Origin of the sequence: Mucilaginibacter sp. Bleaf8 (genome assembly GCF_018390515.1) — a bacterium.
GTDB lineage: Bacteria > Bacteroidota > Bacteroidia > Sphingobacteriales > Sphingobacteriaceae > Mucilaginibacter.
Genome location: NZ_JAHBBK010000004.1, coordinates 141491 through 164828, shown reverse-complemented (window position 1 = coordinate 164828; position 23338 = coordinate 141491). Strand labels below are relative to the sequence as shown.

16 protein-coding genes are annotated in these 23338 nt (G+C 45.2%); 5 read left to right on the top strand and 11 right to left on the bottom strand.

Annotated features, from left to right (window positions below):
* Positions 1-58: 58 nt before the first annotated feature.
* The 8 genes from KHS38_RS18390 to KHS38_RS18355 form a co-directional block, all read right to left on the bottom strand.
* Positions 59-2437 carry a ribonucleoside-diphosphate reductase subunit alpha gene (locus KHS38_RS18390; RefSeq protein WP_213490021.1) on the bottom strand — a complete coding sequence of 793 codons (2379 nt, stop codon included), beginning with the start codon at positions 2435-2437 and terminating at the stop codon, positions 59-61.
* A 63-nt stretch (positions 2438-2500) separates the two neighbouring features.
* On the bottom strand, positions 2501-3475 hold the full coding sequence (locus KHS38_RS18385) for a ribonucleoside-diphosphate reductase small subunit (RefSeq protein ID WP_213490020.1): 975 nt from the start codon (positions 3473-3475) through the stop codon (positions 2501-2503).
* A gap of 488 nt (positions 3476-3963) precedes the next feature.
* Complete coding sequence (locus tag KHS38_RS18380) at positions 3964-4344, bottom strand: methionine-R-sulfoxide reductase (protein WP_213490019.1); 381 nt, start codon at positions 4342-4344, stop codon at positions 3964-3966.
* 181 nt (positions 4345-4525) lie between these two features.
* Complete coding sequence (locus KHS38_RS18375) at positions 4526-6739, bottom strand: putative Ig domain-containing protein (RefSeq protein WP_213490018.1); 2214 nt, start codon at positions 6737-6739, stop codon at positions 4526-4528.
* 400 nt (positions 6740-7139) lie between these two features.
* On the bottom strand, positions 7140-8018 hold the full coding sequence (sucD, locus tag KHS38_RS18370) for a succinate--CoA ligase subunit alpha (RefSeq protein ID WP_213490017.1): 879 nt from the start codon (positions 8016-8018) through the stop codon (positions 7140-7142).
* Between the two features lie 143 nt (positions 8019-8161).
* On the bottom strand, positions 8162-8725 hold the full coding sequence (locus tag KHS38_RS18365) for a PPC domain-containing DNA-binding protein (RefSeq protein WP_213490016.1): 564 nt from the start codon (positions 8723-8725) through the stop codon (positions 8162-8164).
* A 92-nt stretch (positions 8726-8817) separates the two neighbouring features.
* Positions 8818-9738: a 3-keto-disaccharide hydrolase gene (locus KHS38_RS18360; protein ID WP_213490015.1), complete on the bottom strand. Its 921-nt coding sequence runs from the start codon at positions 9736-9738 to the stop codon at positions 8818-8820.
* A gap of 328 nt (positions 9739-10066) precedes the next feature.
* On the bottom strand, positions 10067-11329 hold the full coding sequence (locus KHS38_RS18355; RefSeq protein WP_213490014.1) for a dicarboxylate/amino acid:cation symporter: 1263 nt from the start codon (positions 11327-11329) through the stop codon (positions 10067-10069).
* Positions 11330-11585: 256 nt separating this feature from the next.
* Between KHS38_RS18355 and KHS38_RS18350 the strand changes: the two genes are divergently transcribed.
* Both KHS38_RS18350 and KHS38_RS18345 read left to right on the top strand, forming a co-directional pair.
* Positions 11586-14510: a leucine--tRNA ligase gene (locus KHS38_RS18350; protein WP_213490013.1), complete on the top strand. Its 2925-nt coding sequence runs from the start codon at positions 11586-11588 to the stop codon at positions 14508-14510.
* A 303-nt stretch (positions 14511-14813) separates the two neighbouring features.
* On the top strand, positions 14814-17375 hold the full coding sequence (locus KHS38_RS18345; protein ID WP_213490012.1) for a TonB-dependent receptor: 2562 nt from the start codon (positions 14814-14816) through the stop codon (positions 17373-17375).
* 99 nt (positions 17376-17474) lie between these two features.
* Here KHS38_RS18345 and KHS38_RS18340 read toward each other — a convergent pair whose 3' ends face one another.
* Positions 17475-19289, bottom strand: a complete 1815-nt coding sequence (locus KHS38_RS18340; RefSeq protein ID WP_213490011.1) for a MutS-related protein — start codon at positions 19287-19289, stop codon at positions 17475-17477.
* A gap of 64 nt (positions 19290-19353) precedes the next feature.
* Between KHS38_RS18340 and rlmH the strand changes: the two genes are divergently transcribed.
* Positions 19354-19827: a 23S rRNA (pseudouridine(1915)-N(3))-methyltransferase RlmH gene (gene rlmH / locus KHS38_RS18335; RefSeq protein ID WP_213490010.1), complete on the top strand. Its 474-nt coding sequence runs from the start codon at positions 19354-19356 to the stop codon at positions 19825-19827.
* A 143-nt stretch (positions 19828-19970) separates the two neighbouring features.
* The gene (locus KHS38_RS18330) at positions 19971-20906 is read left to right on the top strand and encodes a cation diffusion facilitator family transporter (RefSeq protein ID WP_213490009.1); all 936 of its coding nucleotides are present in this window, start codon (positions 19971-19973) and stop codon (positions 20904-20906) included.
* Positions 20907-20924: 18 nt separating this feature from the next.
* Here KHS38_RS18330 and KHS38_RS18325 read toward each other — a convergent pair whose 3' ends face one another.
* Both KHS38_RS18325 and KHS38_RS18320 read right to left on the bottom strand, forming a co-directional pair.
* The gene (locus KHS38_RS18325) at positions 20925-21368 is read right to left on the bottom strand and encodes a DUF5606 family protein (protein ID WP_213490008.1); all 444 of its coding nucleotides are present in this window, start codon (positions 21366-21368) and stop codon (positions 20925-20927) included.
* 88 nt (positions 21369-21456) lie between these two features.
* A complete protein-coding gene (locus tag KHS38_RS18320; RefSeq protein ID WP_213490007.1) occupies positions 21457-21894 on the bottom strand; it encodes a peptidylprolyl isomerase in 438 nt (145 codons plus the stop codon).
* A 148-nt stretch (positions 21895-22042) separates the two neighbouring features.
* Here KHS38_RS18320 and KHS38_RS18315 point away from each other — a divergent pair, with 148 nt between their 5' ends.
* Positions 22043-23302, top strand: a complete 1260-nt coding sequence (locus KHS38_RS18315; protein WP_249665472.1) for an asparagine synthetase B — start codon at positions 22043-22045, stop codon at positions 23300-23302.
* Positions 23303-23338: the final 36 nt, after the last annotated feature.

Here is a 23338-nt window from a genome sequence, read left to right as displayed (position 1 = left end):
AGCCCCGAAGCATAAAGCTTCAGGGCTTAGTCATTTTAAAATTGAGAAAGGTATTTCGTTATGCAGAGCAGGTTACGCAACCCTCTTCCATTGAGCAGCTTGGACCGGCAGGCACATCATCAGCTACCTGAGCAACTTCTGAAGGAATAACCGGATCCATGTTTTTACCGCCCTGGTTCTCTACCGTAAATTTAACAGCTTGAGATGCAGCCTGGGTACGCAGGTAGTACATACCGGTTTTCAACCCTTTTTTCCATGCATAGAAGTGCATTGAAGTAAGTTTAGAAGCGTTAGGCGCATTGATGAACAGGTTCAATGACTGTGACTGACAAATGTAAGCACCACGATCGGCAGCCATATCAATGATGTTACGCATCTTGATCTCCCAAACGGTTTTGTACAGATCCTTGATGTTCTGCGGAATTTCTGCAATATCCTGGATAGAACCATTTTTGCTGATGATCTGATCTTTCATGCGGCTGTTCCACAGACCCAAGTCAACCAAATCGCGCAGCAGGTGCTTGTTTACAATAATAAACTCACCGCTCAGTACACGGCGGGTATAGATGTTTGAGGTATATGGCTCAAAGCACTCGTTATTACCCAAAATTTGCGAAGTTGAAGCAGTAGGCATTGGTGCTACTAACAGCGAGTTGCGTACACCATGGTTCATTACATCCAGGCGCAGGTTTTCCCAATCCCAACGGCCGCTCTCTGGCTTAACGCCCCACAGGTCGAACTGGAACTTTCCTTGAGATAATGGCGAACCTTTGAACGTTTCATACGGACCTTCCTTAATAGCCAGATCTTTTGAAGCTGTCATGGAAGCAAAGTAGATGGTTTCAAAAATCTCTTTATTCAGTTGCTTGGCCTCTTCACTTTCAAAAGGCATACGCAAACAGATAAAGGTATCAGCCAAACCTTGCACACCTAAACCAATTGGGCGGTGGCGCAGGTTTGAGTACTCAGCCTCTTTAACCGGATAATAATTATGGTCAATAATCTTGTTCAGGTTTAATGTAGCCTGATAAGTTACTTCGTATAATTTTTCGTGATCGAATTTATTATCGCGAATAAAGCGTGGCAATGCCAGCGAAGCCAGGTTACAAACTGCTACCTCATCAGCCGAGGTGTACTCCATAATTTCGGTACACAAGTTTGAGCTTTTAATAGTACCCAGATTTTGCTGGTTTGATTTGCTGTTGGCAGCATCTTTATATAACAGGTAAGGCGTACCAGTTTCAACTTGTGCATCTAAAACGGCAAACCAAAGTTCCTGTGCTTTTACTTTGCGGCGGGCACGGCCTTCTTTTTCGTATTTTTCATACAAAGCTTCAAACTCGGCGCCAAAGCAATCGGCCAGACCTGGTGCTTCATGCGGGCAGAACAAGCTCCAGTCTTCGTTGGCCTCTACGCGTTTCATGAACAGGTCAGATACCCACAGGGCGTAGAATAAATCGCGTGCGCGCATTTCTTCTTTACCATGATTTTTACGCAGATCCAGGAATTCAAAAATATCGGCATGCCAAGGCTCCAGGTAAATAGCAAACGCACCTTTACGTTTACCGCCGCCCTGGTCTACATAACGGGCAGTATCGTTAAACACGCGCAGCATTGGAATAATACCGTTGCTGGTACCGTTGGTACCGCTGATGTATGAACCAGTTGCACGCACGTTGTGAATGCTTAGACCAATACCACCTGCGCTTTGTGAAATTTGTGCAGTTTGCTTCAAAGTATCATAGATGCCCGAAATACTGTCATCTTTCATGGTCAGCAAAAAGCATGATGACATTTGTGGTTTTGGTGTACCAGCGTTGAACAGCGTAGGCGTAGCGTGAGTAAACCAGCGCTCGCTCATCAGGTGGTAAGTTTTGATAGCGCTTTCGATATCCTCTTTGTGGATACCAACAGATACACGCATAAATAAGTGCTGAGGGCGCTCGGCAATGCGGCCATCCAGTTTCAGCAGGTATGACTTTTCTAAAGTTTTGAAACCGAAGTAGTCAAATCCAAAGTCGCGATCATAGATGATGCTGCTGTCTAAAATCTCGGCGTTAGCTTCAATTACATCCCAAACATCATCAGCAATAAGCGATGCATTTTTGCCAGTTTTAGGGTCTTTATACTCATACAGCTTACGCATCGTTTCGGAGAACGATTTGATGGTATTTTTGTGCAGGTTAGATACCGCAATACGTGATGCCAGTAAAGCATAATCGGGGTGCTTGGTAGTTAACGAAGCCGCGGTTTCTGCAGCCAGGTTGTCCAGCTCTGAGGTGGTTACGCCATCGTACAAACCTTCAATTACTTTTTTGGCTACATCAACCGGGTCAACCAGGTTAGGATTTAATCCGTAGCACAATTTCTCTATACGTGCGGTAATTTTATCAAATTTTACCGACTCCGTTCTTCCGTCTCTTTTTATTACAAACATGGCAGTGAGCAGTTATGGATGAATAATGTCTTTAATTATAGATAGATGATATTTATACATTTTTTAGAAATCCTCGTCAAGTGAAAATGCCTGGCTGGATGGCTGTGCGTTCAATACGCCGCTCTTTTGATAATCGCCTACGCGTTTCTCAAAGAAGTTGGTTTTGCCTTGCAGCGAAATCATTTCCATAAAGTCGAACGGATTGGTAGCGTTGTAAACCTTATCATAACCCAGTTCTTGTAACCAGCGGTCGGCCACAAACTCGATGTACTGGCTCATCAGGGCGGCGTTCATACCAATCAGCTTTACCGGTAAAGCTTCGGTGATAAACTCTTTCTCAATTTCTACCGCATCAGTAATAATTTGGGTAGCTTCTTCCTTGCTCAGCTTGTTTTCTAACATGCTGTACAGCAAGCAGGCAAACTCGCAATGCATACCTTCATCTCTGGAAATCAGCTCATTACTAAAAGTTAAGCCCGGCATTAAGCCACGTTTTTTAAGCCAGAAAATAGAGCAGAAACTACCGGAAAAGAAGATACCCTCAACCGCAGCAAAAGCTACTAAACGCTGAGCAAAAGTACCGTTGTTGATCCATTTCAAAGCCCACTCCGCTTTTTTACCTACACAAGGCACTGTATCAATAGCGTGGAACAAACGATCTTTTTCAGTTGGGTCTTTTACGTAAGTATCAATCAGCAGGGCGTAAGTTTCGGAGTGGATGTTTTCCATCATGATCTGGAAACCGTAAAAGCAACGAGCTTCGGGCACTTGCACCTCACTCATGAAGTTTACGGCCAGGTTTTCGTTCACAATACCATCACTGGCTGCAAAGAAGGCAAGCACGTGCGAAATGAAGTGCTTTTCGCCGCTGTTCAGGGATTCCCAGTGTTTCAGGTCGTCCGACAGATCAATCTCTTCGGCAGTCCAAAAGCTGGCCTCATGCTTTTTATACATTTCCCAGATAGCCGGGTAATTAATTGGCAGAATTACAAACCGGTCCTTGTTCTCTCTTAATAATACTTCGTTTTCCTGACTCATATGCTTACCTCTTTAATATTTTTGTTCACTTCAATTTACTGACAGCCAGCCCACTTACCCAGCTTTAACTGAGCTTATCTGCATGCTGTATGGTATCGATTGTTCTTATCACCCACACTTTTCGCGGCCAGCAACAACAGATCGTTGTGCTACCTTTTTAATCTTAAGCCCCTTTCAAGCCCCTTGTAAGGGGCTTGTTTAACAAAAGTACAGACCGGAGGGCTTAGAAGTTTAAAAGAGTTATAAACACGGGCTGATAGTTATTAACATTGCTAAAAGATTAATTTAGACATCACCCAACATTTTGTTGGTAACTAATTAATAACTAGTCATTTAAATCCATCATCAGAATGTCAGGCCAGATACCCGGCAGCTTATCCACAGTTGGGTTGTTTTCAAAAGCCTGATGTTTTAAACCTAACCTGCTGAAAATTAAAACCATAAAAAAAGCCCGGCATGCCGGGCTAAATGTTAATAACTTTTGTGGATTATTTTGCGTCCGCAAGAGGTACAAATTTCATAGAAACGGAGTTAACGCAATGACGGGTATTTTTAGCCGTAAAGCGCTCGCCCATAAACACGTGCCCCAGGTGCGCTCCGCAGTTGGCGCACAATATTTCTGTGCGGCTACCATCTGCATCGGTTTCGCGACGTACTGCGCCCGGTATCTCATCGTCAAAGCTCGGCCAGCCGCAAAATGACTCAAATTTATCTTCCGAACGGTATAGCGGCGTATCGCAACGGCGGCATAGGTACAGCCCCTGCGCTTTGTTGTTCAACAATTCGCCAGTAAAAGGGCGCTCGGTGCCTTTGTATAAAATAATGCGTTCTTCTTCGGGTGTCAGGTCGTTATATTTTTGATCAGCCATAAATGTTTTTGTTTGGGGTGATTATTGGTCACGGATGTATAAATATACGATTTTATGGTGGCTTGGTTTTGAATACAAACGGCTATTTACATATCACTGACGCATTGTTACTACCCCATTCCATTTACGGGTAACACACCAATACTGGCAAAATAGTCTCAACAAAACGCACCCATGCCAACTACTGCACCTTTAGCATTACCGTTCCATGCGGCGCCAACATATAGCTAAAAGCTGGCTTTACTGCGGTCATATTTTTTTGCCGCCATAAATCACGTACCTGCTTTACCGAACCAATATGCAGATCACGCCAATTGACTGTTACAGGCTTATATTTTTCGGACAGGTTGAATATACCTACGGCTTTACTTCCATCAGCAAGTTCTTTTACATAAACCTGGTAATCAGCACCCTTAAAAGCCAGGTGTGCTTGTTTTCCCAGCACATCCTGGTTAACGGCTATTACCTCGTCGTTAGTAAGCAGGCTGATGGTAAAATCATCTATTTGACTAATGTCGCAGCCTATCAGCAGCGGCGAGGTCAGCAAGCTCCATAAGGTTATGTGCGTATATTGCTCATTGGGTGTAAGCCTGGTTGTACGCAGGTTACCGCTCCAGCCTACCTTGCCCACTGTCAGCATATCCGGATCGTTCCATCTTCCAGGTTGTGCATAGTCCGAAACTTTATACTGGCGGAAGCCGATATCATACAAACTGCCCCAGGTATCGGTTATATCGCCGGTGGTGCGCCAGCTATTGGCATCAACCTCAGCGCCCCACTTCCAAACATCGCCCATGCCGTACTGGCAAAGGCTGTAATAGATATCCCTCGGTTGTGCCCGAAGCGCCTTTTGCATAACCTGATAAGGTTTCATGTAAGTAGCGCGCGAGGTATCACTGCCGGCCACTTCGGCATAAGCACACCAATCATACTTTAGATAATCAACGCCCCAGGAGTTATACGTTTCCGCATCATGCAACTCATGGCCCAACGAACCCAGGTACCCGCCGCAGGTAAGCCGGCCAGGCGAAGAGTAAATGCCAAATTTAAGACCATGCCCGTGCAGCCAATCGCTCAGCGCTTTCATATCCGGAAACTTTGCATTTGTACCAATGGTACCATCAGCATTTCTTTTATCCGACTCCCATCCATCATCAATGTTAATGTATGACCAACCATGATCGATAAGCCCTTTATCAATCAATGCCTGCGCCGAGCTTTTAACCTTGTCTGTAGTTACAGATAGGCCCCAGCAGTTCCAGCTATTCCAGCCCATAGGTGGCGTAAGCGCCATCAGGCTACCGGCTTTGATGGTAAGCGTGCACGCTGCCTTGCCCAGTGCATTGGTTACGCTAAGCTTTACAGGATAATCGCCGGCTTTGGTTAATTTACCACTGATGATACCGGTTGCCTTATCAAACGTTAAACCCTCTGGAAGCGCTGCTACACTGTACTGCAATGGCCTTTTACCCGTAGCCGCTATCTTGTACAAAAATGGAGAACCGGGACGCACGCCGCTTACCCGTGCGCTATTTATGCGCGGCTTAGCCGATACCGGTGGCGTAAGTATGTAAGGCATCGGGTCGTTTACCGTAATTTTTTTGCCGGTCAGCTTTTCCGTAAAAACGTATGATAGCGTAATGCCTTCCCGGTTTTCTGCTTTAACGTTCAGCGTTTTACTGTTGCCCGCAGGCAAACTGATGTTGTACTGATTTTGGCTGGTTATTTTGCCGGTCCGATCTTCGCGGGTAAGCACATTTAATGTACCGTTAACCGCCATTTTGTTATGATTAACCACACTGATATCTTTTGATGCGCTGGTGGCCTTAAATGCGAAACCCTTGCTGTTATTGATTGCTACACCATCAATTATATCCATAATATTGATGTAGGGTGCAGCATTGTTGATGCCACCGTTGCCCCCGCCATCATATACCCTAACGGCCACTACGTTATCAGCATCCCAATTAATTTTTGCCCGGTTGAGCGGAATACGGTAGCGTCGCTCCGCATCATACGCTGTTTTGTACTCCGTGTTTGGGGCAGGCATCGTGCCGGTTTTGCCAATCGACGTTCCATTGAAGTAACTTTCGTCGCAATCATCAATATTGGCCAGGTAAATTACCAGTGTATCTTTCAATACAGATTGCTTTTTTAACGAAGACGGGATGGTTACATGAAAGCGATACCAGGCATAGCCGTTATACTCGGCACCCAGTTGCTGCTCCCAGTATACCGTAGTTTTGAGCGTTTGCCAGGCAGCATCGTTAAACTTAGGATTCAGCCAAGCGGCATCATCGCCTGTTTTAAACTTGGCTTGTGTCATGAACAGCTTACTTTGCGCTTTAGCTGCCACAACAGCCAGCAAGCAAAAGATGATTAGTAGTTTGTGCATCGATTTATAATTGGTGACACAACATACTAAAAATATTGAAATATTAGTTAAGCGAAATTGCTTGGTTAGAATAGAACCTGAGATGGTAGTGCACCCAAGTTTTGCGAATACTTTCACATTGTTTCTGCGGAGGATATACAGTAGTGGTTATTTACTTTTTGCAGTCCGCTCATTGCCGGGGAGACTACTTACTTTGTCATAGCCAAAAAGTAAGCAAAAGGCCTAGCTGTTGTGATCACCTGTCTGCCCGCAAGGCCATCGCTGGCCCGGGCGCAACAGCGGGCCTTTGAGCCTTAAAATAAAGAAATCCCGGCCAACCTGACCGGGATTTCTTTATACCTAAACCTTTGCCCAAAACAAAGAATCTTGTTTCCTGGCTTTGGGTTCTTGTTTCTAATACTTACGCTAATTTAGCCAGTTCTTCTGCCATGGCAGCACCAATTTCGGCTGGTGATTCTACCACGCGGATACCGCACTCGGCCATGATTTTCATTTTAGCAGCAGCCGTATCGTCAGCACCACCTACAATAGCGCCAGCGTGACCCATACGGCGGCCCGGAGGCGCAGTTTGGCCAGCAATGAAACCTACTACCGGTTTAGTACCGTGTTCTTTGATCCAACGGGCAGCTTCAGCTTCCATGCCACCACCAATTTCACCAATCATGATGATACCGTGAGTTTCAGGGTCGTTCATCAGCAGTTCAACCGCTTCTTTGGTTGGGGTACCAATGATAGGGTCGCCACCAATACCGATAGCAGTAGTGATACCTAAACCGGCTTTAACCACTTGATCAACCGCTTCGTAAGTTAAAGTTCCTGATTTTGATACAACACCAACGTTACCTTTTTTGAAGATAAAACCTGGCATAATACCAATTTTAGCCTCGTCAGCCGTGATCACACCCGGACAGTTCGGACCGATCAAACGGGATGATTTATCTTTCAGGTATTCTTTCACCTGGATCATATCCTTGGTTGGGATACCTTCAGTGATACATACAATCACTTTGATACCGGCTTCGGCAGCTTCCATAATGGCATCGGCCGCAAAAGCAGGAGGCACAAAAATGATAGATACATCGGCACCGGTTTGGTCAACCGCATCTTTTACGGTATTGAACACCGGACGCTCCAGGTGTTGCTGACCGCCTTTACCAGGCGTTACACCACCTACTAACTGAGTACCGTAGGCAATCATTTGCGTAGCATGATAAGTACCTTCGTTACCGGTAAAACCCTGAACAATAACTTTTGAATCTTTATTTACGAGAACACTCATGGTTTTTGCTTTTGTACGGCAAAGCTATAAAAAAAGAAATAAGAAAAAAGAATAGCCCCCGCTAAATCTCCCCCGGCAGGGGAGACTTTCAAAAAAATTAATATAAACTTAAAGCCCTCCCTATCGGGCAGGGTTGGGTGAGGTTACTGCTTCGCATCAATAATAGTGGCTCCAGCCTCGGGATATAGCTTTTTGTACATGGTTTCTGGCTCAACGGTAAGGCGCACTTCCAATGTCGGGAAGATATAGGCTTCCAGCAAATGGCCGCCGCGTACTACACCATCCTGCCCTGCCAGGTTGATGTGTGCATGCACCACGGGCTTGCCATTATACACAGCAATATCGCCCACCAGTGAGGTAATTTCGGACGGCTCGTTAATCGGGATCACTTTGAACATTTTGCGGTTTTCATCATACCAACCCACACGTGCATGTTGGGCATCACCAATGGCGGTAAAGTGAGCGCTGGTAATGTTGTTTTTCTGGGCAAACTCCGTAAGACCCGATAGTATTTCATCGCCCTTAGCAAACACCAGCATATAGGTTTTCACGTTGCCGTTCTGGCTCAGTAACTGCGCTTTTACACCCGGAGATTTCCCGGTTTTGGCCGGATTAGTGGGCGACACATACTCCTGCGCACGGGCTTTGGCATGAAACATAAAACAGGCAGCAAACAAAGCAAGGGCTAATACGAACGAATTTTTCATAACAATGACTTTTATAAACTAAGTAACTGTTCAGAAAAGTAAAAGTTCATGCATCGCCTATACTTAGCCACTCAACTTACTTTTATTACACTTTAATTGAAATATGTTTGATAAGCGCCCGGCATGGTTGTTAGGTTTTTAATTTGTACTTCTTTAAAATAAGCTTCGCAGCCTTCGCTCTGCAGCTGTATTTTACCTTTGGTTAGCGGCTTACGCTGGCCTTTTTCCACATAATGTGAATTTTGCAGTACCATCACCACATGGCCGTTAACAATGTGCAGGCTTTTACCCTGATAACAGATCAGCTCTAAAGTGTTCCATTCACCGGGCTTTTCGTGATTTTCACTCCGCAAACACATGCCCTCGGGCGCTCCCGTACCGAAGTGTAAAAAGGGCTGCGTGGTGCTGGCGATGCTGTTCATTTTACCTTCGGGCAGGTAGGCCCTTATGTCTACCGCCGAATTGGCTATGTTCCAGTAATCGCCCATGTGACCTTCCATTATCTGAAACTCCTGCGATAGCATCCAAGCACGCCAGTAATCTACCCCGGCCTCACCCTGCGAGTAGTATAATATACCCGAATCTTTCAGCTTGCCTACCCGCGGGCCATAAGCCTTATCGCCCCACTTAACTTTAAGTTTTAAATGAAAGTTCTCGTAATCCTGTTTGGTATATACGCAACCATACAATTCGCCGCTTACATGCAGTACCGGCTGGCCCTGCTGCTCGGTCATGGTAAATACTTTTTGGGTGGGACTGTTATAACCTACCGGCGCAATTACTTTTCCGCTGGCATCAACCGGTGGCTTACCGGCATAGTCAGGCTGGTGATTATAGCTTAAATAGGTACCCCACCTGGATAGATTTTTATCCAGCAGGTTGATCCACCCCTGCTCTGCGGTCTTTTGCTTTTGATTGATTTGACAGCAAATAGGATTTGATGGTGTATAAGCGCTGGGTAGTACTGCGCAGGCTATTAGTAGTAGTTGTTGGGTAGATTTTAAGTTTATCATAGTGATGGTATTGTTTTGTGGGCTAACTTCCTTTAGTGCCAAATTACTTCTTGCAGTCCGCTCATTGCCGCGGAGGCTACTTACTTTGTCATAGCCACAAAGTAAGCAAAAGGCCTAGCTTTCGCAATCCCTGCCAATGCTACAGGCCATACGCCCGGCCGGGTGCGAAAGCAACCCTACGCTCGTTTGAGGAATGAGGTTTGAGGTGCGGAGAGCGTTAGTTCCTGAGGTAACTAATGCCTTAATTTTACTTTGTTTAAAGACAAAAAAGCTCCTGCAGTAATAAGCCGACAAAGGTTCTTAAGCACAAAAGTGAAACTAAAAGCAACTATTTAGTCATCTTCTCTCCATTTACTGCCAGTTCATACTTCTGTTTGTCAAACTCTTTTTCGCTGATGGCAATTACCATAGTGGCTACGCCGTTGCCGATTACATTGGTGATGGCACGGGCTTCGGACATAAAGCGGTCTACCCCCAGCAGCAATGCCACACCCTCAACCGGGATTACTTTAATGGCAGCCAGTGTGGAGGTGAGTACAATAAAACCACTGCCCGTTACCCCGGCGGCTCCTTTGGAGGTTACCATTAGTATACCGATAATGGTAAGCTGCTGCGCCAGTGTAAGCGGCACCTGAAACACCTGCGCCAGAAATATAGTAGCCATGGATAAGTAAATGGTGGTACCATCCAGGTTAAAAGAGTAACCTGTCGGGATTACTAAGCCCACTACCGACCGGGCACAGCCCAGCTTTTCGAGCTTATCCATCATCAGCGGTAAAGCCGGTTCGGATGATGATGTACCCAGCACGATAAGGATTTCCTGCCTGATGAATTTAAGATACTTCCACAGACTGAATTTAAACAGGTAACAGATCAAGTTAAGCACCACAAAGATAAACAGCGCCATGGTCATGTATACAGATGCCATCAGCATAGCCAGCGGCTTTAAAGTCTGCAAGCCATGCGTGCTGATGGTATAAGCCATTCCGCCAAAAGCCCCCAACGGCGCGGCCCGCATTACGATATGCATAATGTTGAAAAACACTTTTGATAACTTATCCAGGCTTTGTATCAGCGATTGGCCGGTGCTACCCATCCGGCTCAAACCAAAACCGAATAGAATGGCAATCAGCAGTACCTGCAATACATCGCCTTTGGCAAAGGCTTCCACAAAATTGGAGGGAATGATGTGCATAAAAAAATCACCCCAGTGCATTTCGCCGGCCTGCTGCTGGTATTGAGCCACCTTGCTTACATCGCCATTTGCATGATGCGGTGACATGCCCGCTCCCGGCTTAACCAAATTAGCCACAGCCACACCGATAATGAGAGCAAACGTGGTTACCAGCTCAAAGTACAGTAACGCCTTGCCACCTACCCTGCCTACCTTTTTCATATCGCTCATGCCGGCAATGCCCAGCACAATGGTAAAAAAGATAATAGGCGCAATCAGCATACTGATGAGACTGATGAACATTTTGCTGATGCTTTGTGCTACCGGCGCAAAGCCCGGAAAGTACAAACCTACCAGCACCCCCAATATAATAGCTGCAATTACCTGGAATGTTAGATTAGAAAAGATGCGTTTCATCAGCCGTATACATTATTGTAGAACTACAATGATATAAATATTTTCGAGTGCATAAGCTTTACCTGCGGGTAAAAATGCCGGTATGTTTGTAACTTGTTTGCCGCAATAGGTAAAACCATGCCTCTTTATTAGAGAATGTTGCTGTTAATTATATTTTACCGGCTAACTACACAGGCGCATAACGCATTCCCTTAAAAGATAGCGCCTTTTTAATCATTTTTTGTAGTTTAGCAACCTATTTTTGAGCACCTGCGCAATGGATTATCAGTTTAAAGACATCGAGAACAAATGGCAGCAGTTTTGGGCTGACCATCAAACCTATAAGGCCGACAATCAATCGGCCAAGCCTAAGTATTACGTGCTGGACATGTTCCCTTACCCTTCGGGAGCTGGATTGCATGTGGGGCACCCGCTGGGCTATATCGCTTCTGATATTTTTTCGCGGTATAAACGCCTGAAAGGTTTTAACGTATTGCACCCGATGGGTTACGATTCGTTTGGCTTACCGGCCGAGCAGTATGCCATACAAACAGGTCAGCACCCGGCTATTACCACCGAAGAGAATGTAAATACTTACCGCCGCCAGCTGGATCAGCTGGGCTTCTCGTTCGATTGGAGCCGCGAGGTGCGCACCAGTTCGCCCGATTATTATAAATGGACACAATGGATTTTCATGCAGTTGTTCAACTCATGGTACAACAAAGCTGATGAGAAAGCTGAATCTATAGAAAAACTGATCACTCATTTTGCAGCTAACGGCTCAAATGGCATTACTGCCGTTTGCGACGAAGACACTTTAACCTTCACGGCCGAGGAGTGGAATGCCATGAGCCAGGAAGCCCAGCAAACTGAACTGTTAAAGTACCGCCTTACCTATCTGCGCGAAAGCACCGTGAACTGGTGCCCGGCTTTGGGTACCGTTTTAGCTAACGATGAGGTTAAGGACGGCTTTTCGGAACGTGGCGGCTATCCTGTGGTGCAGAAAAAAATGATGCAATGGAGCATGCGCATTACCGCTTATGCCGAACGCCTGTTGCAAGGTTTGGATACCATTGACTGGCCCGAGCCGTTGAAAGAGATGCAGCGCAACTGGATTGGCAAGAGCGTAGGTGCAAGTGTTAAATTCCCGATTGAGAGCCACGAGAGTGCCATTGAGGTTTTCACTACCCGTGTAGATACAATCTTTGGCGTAACCTTCGTGGTGTTGGCACCCGAGCATGAGTTGGTAACTTCATTAACCACGCCAGAGCAAAAGGCTGAAGTGGAAGCTTATATCGCACAAACCAAAAAGAAATCAGAGCTGGACCGTATGGCCGATACCAAAACGGTATCCGGCGCCTTTACCGGCAGCTATGTGTTAAACCCGCTCAACGGCGAGCGCATCCAGCTTTGGATTGCCGATTACGTACTGGCCGGCTACGGAACTGGTGCAGTAATGGCTGTGCCGTCAGGTGATCAGCGCGACTACCTGTTTGCCAAGCACTTCAACTTGCCAATTGTTCCCATCATTGATACACAGAACATCGAAACAGAAGCCGACCCTACCAAGGAAGGTAAATACATTAATTCTGATTTCATCAATGGTTTAACTTATAAGGAAGCAGTAGCAGCCGTTGTAGCCAAGTTGGAAAGCATTGGCGCAGGCAAGGCTAAAATAAACTTTCGTATGCGCGATGCCATTTTTGGCCGTCAGCGCTACTGGGGTGAGCCGGTTCCGGTTTATTTTAAAAACGGCTTGCCATACCTCATCAGCGAAAGCGAACTGCCTTTACTGTTGCCAGAAATTGATAAATACCTGCCAACCGAAACCGGCGAGCCGCCACTGGGCCGCGCCGAAGGCTGGAAATATCAAAATGAGCATGAATACGAATTGAGCACTATGCCTGGTTGGGCGGGCAGCAGCTGGTACTGGTACCGCTACATGGATGCGCACAACGGCCAGGAGTTTGCATCGAAAGAAGCAGTTGAGTATTGGAAAGATGTCGACTTGTATATCGGCGGTTCAGAGCATGCGACCGGCCACTTGCTATACAGCCGCTTCTGGAACAAGTTTTTGAAAGACTTGGGTGTTGTGTTTGAAGAGGAGCCGTTTAAAAAGCTCATTAATCAGGGCATGATCCAGGGCCGGTCTAACTTTACCTACCGCCTGGCGCCGCTTATTTTAAATGTGGATGAGAACTATGCCAAGCCGGAGGTTTATGTATCTAAAGGCGTATATGAGTTGTACAAAGAAGGCGATTTTGACACCATCGAGCAAATAGCCCTCTTTTACAAAGACCTGCTGCCTGAAGGTGCCGAGCTGGGCGAAATGGAGTTCAGCAAATTGCATGTTGATGTAAACATTGTAAACAACGATGTACTGGATCTGGCTGCATTCCGCCAGTGGAGATCAGAAAACAAAAATGCGATCATTATTTTGGAAGATGGCACCGTAGTTTATCCGAACGACAGTACTGAGCAGGAAAGCAAATACATTTGCGATTCGGAAGTCGAAAAAATGTCGAAATCCAAGTTCAATGTAGTAAACCCGGATAACATCATTGAGCGCTATGGTGCCGATACCTTGCGCATGTATGAGATGTTCTTGGGGCCGCTGGAGCAAAGCAAGCCATGGAATACCAATGGTATTGAGGGCGTGTTCAAATTCCTGCGCAAATTCTGGCGCCTGTTCCACAATGATCAGTGGGAATTTACCGTATCGAACGAGGCACCAACCAAGGCCGAGCTGAAATCATTGCACAAAATCATCCGCAAGGTGGAAGAGGATATCGAGCGTTTCTCGTTCAACACGTCTGTTTCCAGCTTCATGATTGCGGTGAACGAACTTACCGACCTGAAATGCAACAAGCGCGCTATTTTGCAGGACATGGTCGTGATCCTGTCATCCTACGCGCCGCATATTTGTGAAGAACTTTGGGCATTGCTGGGCAATGAGGCAGGTACGCTATCCTACGCCGCATATCCAAAATTTAACCCGGATTATTTGGTGGAAGATGAATTTGCCTACCCTGTATCCATCAACGGCAAAACTAAAATGAACCTGAGCATTGCACTTACGCTGGAGCCTAAAGATGTGGAAGCTTTTGTATTGGCTAACGCCGATGTGCAGAAATATCTGGATGGCAAAACACCTAAAAAAGTAATTGTAGTAAAAGGTCGTATTGTAAATATTGTGATTTAAGACATCACTAACTAAAAGCTGAACCGGCTCGGTTAACTGCTCCCTGTAACATAGCATTTAACCGGGCCGGTTTGTTATGAATAACTATTCTAAGTACCACTCACCCTGCAAAAACTGCCGTTCACCGAAATGTACTTGGATAGCAACTACACACGCTGCACCTTTACATCATTATGAACACAGGGCCGCCAATTTGCAACAATACTGATACACACAGCAGTAAAAGCATTTCACACTAAAAAATTACAATCGCATCTGTAACAACTAAACCATATTTACATCTTATTTCCAAAATCCTTATTAATGAAACATATTTTTACATTTCTTGCTCTGCTTTGCTCTATTGTAGCCGCTAAGGCGCAAATACCAGGCGGCGGTTCAAGCATTACCGGCAAAATATCAGGTACCGTAATTGATTCGGTTACAAAAAAGCCGTTGGATTACGCCACGATCAGCGTTTTCAGAAGCGGCGGCAAAGCACCGCTGAACGGCGTACTAACCGACGAAAAAGGAAAGTTCAGCCTGAACAATATTGCACCCGGCAAATATAAAATTGCCGTATCCTTTATCGGTTACCCAACCAAAACCATCGATCCGGTTGAAACCACGCCGGGCAAGCCCGATAACAATATGGGCACTATCGTTATATCACCAAGCAGCCGCGCGCTTAAAGAAGTAGTGGTAGCAGGCCAGGCACCGGTAGTTGAAAACCGCATTGATAAAATTGTATACAATGCCGAAAAAGACGTAACATCTGCCGGTGGCAACGCTACTGACATTTTACGTAAAGTTCCGTTAGTATCGGTTGACCTTGAAGGCAACGTTTCATTACGCGGCGACCGTAACGTACGTGTATTAATCAATGGTAAGCCATCGGGTGCTTTATCAAGCAACTTGGCGGATGTGTTACGCACCATTCCTGCTGATCAGATCAAAAACATTGAGGTTATCACCTCACCATCTGCCAAGTATGATGCCGAAGGCTCAGGTGGTATTATTAACATTATCACTAAAAATAAAAATGTATCGGGTCTAAGCGGCTCTATCAGTGGCGGTATTGGCACACGTCAAAACAATGGTAATGCCAATATCAATTACAAACAAAATCGCTTAAGCATTGGCGCTAACCTGGGAAGCAACTTTGCATGGCCGCAAACTTCATTGGTTGAACTTAATCAGGTTTCCACAGCACCGGCCGCTACATTAAGACAAACATCATCTGCTGAAACTAAGCGCTATGGCACCATTGGTTCTGCCAACGTTGGTTATGATTTCAATGACTTTAACAGTATCACTACCAATATTCGTGTTAACGGTGGCGGTTTTAAAACCAATGGCGAAACACAAAACTTTAATACTGAATTACCAAACAGTCCGAACTATTTCAGTAATAATAACAACCAGATTTCATTCAGCGGATTTGACTGGAACGCAGATTATACTCGCAAGTTCAAAAAACAGGGAGAAGAGCTGACTATTGCCGGACAGTGGAGCCATAGCAAAATTGCAAATGACTACAACACAAACTTTAGTGGCCTGGCCAACGAATACTTTGTAAGGTTTCCTAACCAAAAAGGCGATAACGACGGTAAAAATGATGAATACACAGCACAGGCCGATTATGTATTACCTATAAGCGCTAAAGTAAAGCTGGAGGCTGGTGCAAAATCTATTTTCCGTAGAATAAACAGTGATTACAATATTTACCAGCAATATAATGAACAGGGTATTGTAGATAACGAGGGGAACTATACATTGAATCCTGTAGCATCAAACAAGTATGATTACAGCCAGGATGTATATGCGGGTTACTCTGTATTAAGCTTTACGCTGCCTAAAAACTATGCATTACAGATAGGCGGCCGTTTAGAGAGTACGCACATTAATGGTGATCCAAGTAACGCAACTCAGGCAAGCTTAACACCATTCTCTCAAACTTATAACAACTTTATCCCAAGCTTTATACTATCAAAAACGGTAAAAAACACACAAACCTATAAGCTGACTTACAATAAGCGTATACAACGTCCAAGCTTACAGTATTTGAATCCGTTTATTAACAGAGCAAATCCTAACGTTCAAACACAAGGCACACCTGAACTCTCTCCTGAGATTACCCAAACAGTGGAGTTAGGTTATAACACGTTTATCAAATCATCTGTAATTAACTTTTCTGTCTACTATAAGCATACCAGCGATTTAATTGAAGGTATTGCACAAAGCATCGTAGATCCGGAGTTGGGCGATGATCCGTCAGATCCAAACGCGGTCAGACGCATTCGTACTACTTACCAAAACATTGGTACAAACAATTCGGTAGGTGCCAGCTTCTTTGGCTCTATCAACCCATGGAAGCCGCTTACCATTCGCGGAAGCCTTAATGGGTACACTTATAACCCAAATGCATCGGGTGCTCAGCGCAGCCAGCAAAGCAGTACTGGTACCTACTTCCAGTATAACGCCTTTATGAGTGCATCGGCTGTTATTAAAGGTGGCTGGACAGGTGAGTTCTTTGGAGTATTTAACTCTTCACGTCGTACCATTCAAGGTGAGAACCCTGCATTCAACCTGTTTGGCTTTGGTTTGAAAAAAGAGATCATCGAGAAAAAATTCACTTTAGGATTAAACGCATTATCTCCGTTTCAGAAATATCTGCGCTTAAACACCAATATTACCGGTAATTCATTTACGCAGAGCCAAAAAGTATCTTACCCATTACGCTCCTTCGGTATTTCATTTACTTACAACTTTGGTAAAATGAACTTTAACCAGCAAGGCAAAAAGAAAGGCGTTAAAAACGACGACTTAATGCAAGGCGGCGACCAAGGCGGTATGGGTGGTGGCCCAGGCGCTGGTGGCAGATAAGCTTCACTCGAAAAGTTAGGTTTGAGAAACCTTAACTATATAAACAGAAAGGCCGGGCATATACATGCCCGGCCTTTCTGTTTATACTCAACGGCTAATTCAGTCACTAAGTGGGATACCTATCTGCTCTAATAACAGCGATGCATTAAAGGTTTTACACTCGCCGGGCTTTAGCTTATAATCGAACAGCATTTCGCCATTCAATACTTGTATATCGAAATAAAAGTTGCGTACATAATCAGGATATTGTTTTTCCAGTTCGGCCAGCTGCAGATCATGCGTAGCCACCAGCCCTACCCCATGCCGGGCAATCAGCTGTTCTATTACCGCTTTTGAGCCGAGGTATTTATCTACCGAGTTGGTGCCACGCAGCATTTCATCTATCAAAAAGAAAATCTTGTTGTTTTGATTAACAGCTGCCAGTAGCATCTGCAAACGATCCAGCTCGGCTTTAAAGGTAGAGGTACTTTCGTTCAAGGAATCTTTGATGCGCATATAACTGAACAGCTGCACAACCGATACCTGCATAGCCGACGCACATACCGGTGCACCGGCCAGCGCCAGCACCGTGTTGATGCCCAACGTTCGCAAAAAGGTACTTTTGCCGGCCATATTGGAGCCGGTAATGAGGTCTATTTTAAAAGTATCAGCTAACTCATAATTATTAGCTACACGTGCACTACTTTTGATAAGCGGATGGGCAATAACCTTCGCCGTTAAGGTATAAGACTCACCTTCTACAATCTCAGGCATGGTCCAATCCGTATTATTAATCTGCAAGCCGGCTAAGCTAATCAGTGCTTCAAATTCTGCAACGCTGGCAAAGGCAGCTTCTAAATTTTGATGATTATCGCGTTTCCATTCCTCTATGGCAATTACCTGCCTGATATTCCATAATAGAAATACATTAAGTAAAAAACCAAGAACCATATTGAGGCGCTGATTAAGGTTATTAATTAACCCGGCCAGCTGTCTTATACGGGCAGAGATAGGTTTGCCTTGCGCCTGTTTAATCTTCTGAGCTAAAGCTATGGCTAATTCCGAATACCATTCCTGCTGCTCAATTTCCTGAAATGCATCAGCATAGCTTTTTAAGCCATCACCTATTTTACCGGCAATCAAATCGGCCTTGTTTACCTCTTTTGACCGGGATGAAGTTAAGCGGTTGTTGAATGCCATGAATAACGCCGTAGCATACCGGGCCTCTGCAAAGTAAAACGATAGCACAATGCCCAGTAAACTTAACCAGGGAACAATCTTGCTATAAAGCTTTAGCCACTTTACGCTCTCCAGTTCAACCGGCATTTGCAGGTAGGTAAGCAAGCGCTGTAACTGCTGGGTATCTTCTTTAAGGGCAAACAACAGGCGGGCTTGCAAATCCAGTTTCCAATCATTTTTTCCGGTCAGCTCTTTCAAAGCCGCCTGTCTGCTTAATATAGTGGCCTTTGGGGCAGGTGCATTAAACCATGCTGCCAGCACATGCCGCCCTGCCGGTGTAGCTGCCCGGTTGGCCAACTGAAACAGGGAGCCTCTACCAAAAATATCCAGATCGGCGGTATAGTAGTGCTTATCATCGGCAAATTCAGTCCCATCGGGGTAGATGTTTGAGCGGTTTTCGGCATTGTCCAGTTCATTCTTGTTTACGGCCTCATAACTTTGGTAATATGCCTTATCATGCTCAAACACATCCTGGCGGCGCACCAGCCAGTTAAAGAAAACGGCAAGCACAGCGGTGATAATTAAAAACAAAGCAACACTGCCAATATCAACCGATATATAAATGCCCACCAAAAAAGCACCGAATACAATTAAACGGTACAGGGAGTAGGTATTGATCTGCTTATCCATTTCAGTGGCCTTTTTTTGAGCAAAGGCCACGCGCTGCTGGTAATCGGTAATAAGGGTTGAATCCATAGTTAATTTTAACAAATTAAATCAATTTATCTGTATCGGGCCGATTTTCGCTTTTCTTTGCAGCATGAAAATTACGCTGCTGACCGTAGGCAAAACCGAAGACGCCTACATACGCGAAGGGATAGATAAGTTTGTGAAACGGTTAAAGCATTATATCAAGCTGGACATCATTGACCTGCCCGAACTTAAAAACACCAAAGCCCTTACCCAAGACCAGCAAAAAAGCAAAGAGGCCGAAATGATCCTTAAAAAAGTAACCAATACCGACCATGTAGTGTTGCTGGATGAGAAAGGTCTGGAATTCAACTCAGTACAGTTTGCCGATTATATTGATAAAAAGGGAATCAGCTCGGTACAAAATTTAGTTTTCGTGATTGGTGGCCCCTATGGCTTTGATGCGTCCGTATATCAGCGTGCTAATGACAAGCTGGCCCTATCTCGCATGACGTTTTCACACCAAATGGTGCGCCTGTTTTTTACCGAGCAGTTGTATCGTGCCTTTACCATCATTAAAGGCGAGCCTTATCATCACCAATAATCATACAGTCTCCTAAATACCTTTTAAGAACAACTTGTAACTACGCACAAGCTGGATATATTTTAATTATCACCTTAAACTCATTATTCTATATTAATCAATCTCTACTTTAAGCGACCGTGGGCCTTTCGTATCTTTGTGATATGGGCCACGATCATTCGCATCACCACCATCATCATCATGACCATGCTCCGAAGCTGGATCATCTGAACAGTGCCTTTATTATTGGCATTACCCTTAACCTGGCTTTTGTAATTATTGAAGCTGTGGTGGGCTTTGCACAGGGCTCGCTTTCGCTACTTACCGATGCCGGCCACAACCTGAGCGATGTAGCCAGCTTAGCGCTTGCCCTATTGGCATTTAAATTAACTAAAGTAAAAGCCAACCGGCAGTACACTTATGGATACCGGCGCTCAACGATATTGGTATCACTGGTAAACGCTGCCATACTACTGGCCGCTATTGGTGTTATTGCTTATGAGGCTGTTGTTCGCTTCCGCGATCCACATCCGTTACAGGGTACTACCATTGCCTGGGTGGCACTGGTGGGCATAGCCATCAACGGTTTTACTGCCTGGCTGTTTGTGAAGGATAAGGAAAAAGATCTGAATGTGAAAGGCGCTTACCTGCATATGGCCGTAGATGCGCTGGTATCATTAGGCGTGGTAATATCGGGCCTGGTTATCAACTTTACGCACTGGTATTGGCTGGATAGTGTTGTGAGTTTAATTATTGTACTGGTGATCATTACCGGTACCTGGAGCCTGCTGATGGATAGCCTGCGACTGGAGATGGATGGTGTACCTAAAGAAATGGATGTGGAAAAGATAAAGCAGGAATTACTGAAAGCGCCAGGCGTAAATGATATCCATCACCTGCATGTGTGGGCTCTGAGTACTACCGACAATGCGCTGACCGCGCATATTGTAATTAACCAGGATACGCTCACAGCATTTGACCGGCTTAAAGCCGATCTGCGTCATCGGCTGGAACATTTAAATATCAGCCACTGTACCTTTGAACCCGAGCTGGTAAGCGAGCAGTGCGCGCAACAGGATTGCCTGATTGCTGACAATTAAGCATAAAAAAGCTGAATATTATTCAGCTTTTTCTGTTTCTTGTTCACCTGCTGCTTCTGCAACCGGCTCGGCTGCCTGAGTGGCTTCGTTGAATATTGGCATATCTTTTAATATCTGGTACCAGGCAATTACCTTTTTGATATCAGATGAATATACTTTCTCTTCATCATGATCGGGTGCTACTTCTCTGAAAAAATCGCGAAGTGCTTTACCGTCAGCTTTGGTATCAGGCACTGATGATGCAGCTTTGGTACGTTCAAAAACGTCAGTTAATTTAATATCATCATCGTTACCAAAAATGGTGATCTCATCAAGCGCTGCTAATTTAGCGGTTGACAGGTTTACCACCAGCTTGTTCTTTTTCTTGTCCAGACTTTCCAGCACAAACCCGGTTTTGTTTTGGGCCAGCGCTCTCCACAGTCCCGGCTTGCCGGCTACCGATACTATTCCTTGTAAATTCATATCTTTTTAGTTGTCAGTTATCAGTTGTCAGTTGTGAGTGTATTTCCCAGATAACTGATAACTCACAACCGACAACTCACAACATTAATTATTCTTCGATTACGTCTACGCTCAAAATTTTATCGCCCTGGCGAATGGCGTCAACTACTTCTACGTTCTCGATCACTTTACCAAAGCAAGTGTGGTTGCGATCCAGGTGCGCAGTGTTGGCACGGCTGTGGCAAATAAAGAATTGAGAGCTGCCGGTGTTGCGGCCAGCGTGTGCCATTGATAATACGCCACGGTCGTGGTATTGGTTATCGCCGTCAAGTTCACAATCAATACGTGTGCCTGAGCCGCCCGCACCGGTACCGGTTGGGTCGCCACCCTGAACAACGAAGTTTGGAATTACACGGTGAAAAGTAACACCATTATAAAAGCCCGATTTAGCTAAACCTAAAAAGTTAGCCACGGTATTAGGCGCATCTTTATCGTAAAATTCGATAGTCATGTCACCTTTTTCGGTTCTCATTATTGCTTTGCTCATAATATTCTTAGTTAAACGGAACCACAAAGTTAATCATTTCCGGCATTACCGTAAACTTATAATAGCTTATGCCATTAATCGTTATATTTGAGAATAACGTAATACGGCATTTTCTTGTACAACCCGTGCCGGCTACCTAATACTCGTAATGAAATTCAAACACCTTTTAGCTCTAATCTTTTGCTTTATACCCTGCCTGCTCAAGGCTTCGTCGATATTAATACCCATGGATGAGGTGCAGAAAGACCACCTGAAATCGTACGGAATGGCCTACTGGGTACTAAGCCATAGCGAAGAGGTAGATTGGTTGCTTAATTACCGGGGTGGCAGCTTTTTAACCAAGTATGCCAAAGCCACCGAAGACGAATGCAAAATACGCGGGGTAAGCTACGAGGTGATTGCGGATGCCAAAGCCAGCGCCATCCTTACCGAGGTGACCGATCCATCTGTTAACATGGACATGGTAAAGCTCGAAAAAGCACCTAAAATGGCAGTGTACTCACCTAAAAGCAAAATGCCCTGGGATGATGCCGTTACCATGGTTTTAAAATATGCCGAAATCCCTTACGATGTAGTGTATGATGAAGAGGTGGCACACGGCGACCTGGCTAAGTACGACTGGCTGCACCTGCATCATGAAGATTTTACCGGGCAATACAGCAAGTTTTACGGTGCCTTCAGGATGATGCCCTGGTATGTGGAAGATGTAAAATTGCAGGAGGCTACCGCCCGCAAGCTGGGCTTTAAAAAAGTATCGCAAATGAAGCTGGCAGTAGCGCAGCATATTCATGATTTTTGCCAAAACGGCGGCTTTTTGTTTGCCATGTGTTCGGGTACCGATACTTTTGACATAGCGCTGGCCGCTGCTAAAACCGACATTTGCGAAAGCATGTTTGACGGTGATGCGGCCGACCCGCAGGCACAATCTAAACTGGATTTCAGTCAGACCTTCGCTTTTCAGAACTTTGCGTTGGATATGAACCCGATGTCGCACCAGTTTAGCGATATTGACGTAACGCTAAGTCGCCAGGTAGAGCGTACGCGCGACTTTTTTACCCTGTTCGATTTTTCGGCCAAGTCGGATGTAGTGCCGAGTATGCTTACCCAGAATCATGACAAAGTGATTAAGGGTTTTATGGGCTTAACCACCGCTTACAACAAAAAGCTGTTAAAACCCAGTGTAACCATTATGGGCGAAATGAAGAGCCAGAACGAGGCCCGGTACATTCATGGCGAATATGGTAAAGGCCAGTGGACGTTTTACGGCGGCCACGACCCCGAAGACTACCAGCATGCTGTTGGCGACCCGCCTACCGACCTTAAATTGCACCCCAACTCGCCTGGTTACCGGCTTATCCTGAACAATGTGCTGTTCCCCGCTGCTAAAAAGAAGAAACAAAAGACATGATAACCACATTTAAGAGCTGTACAATTATGTACAGCT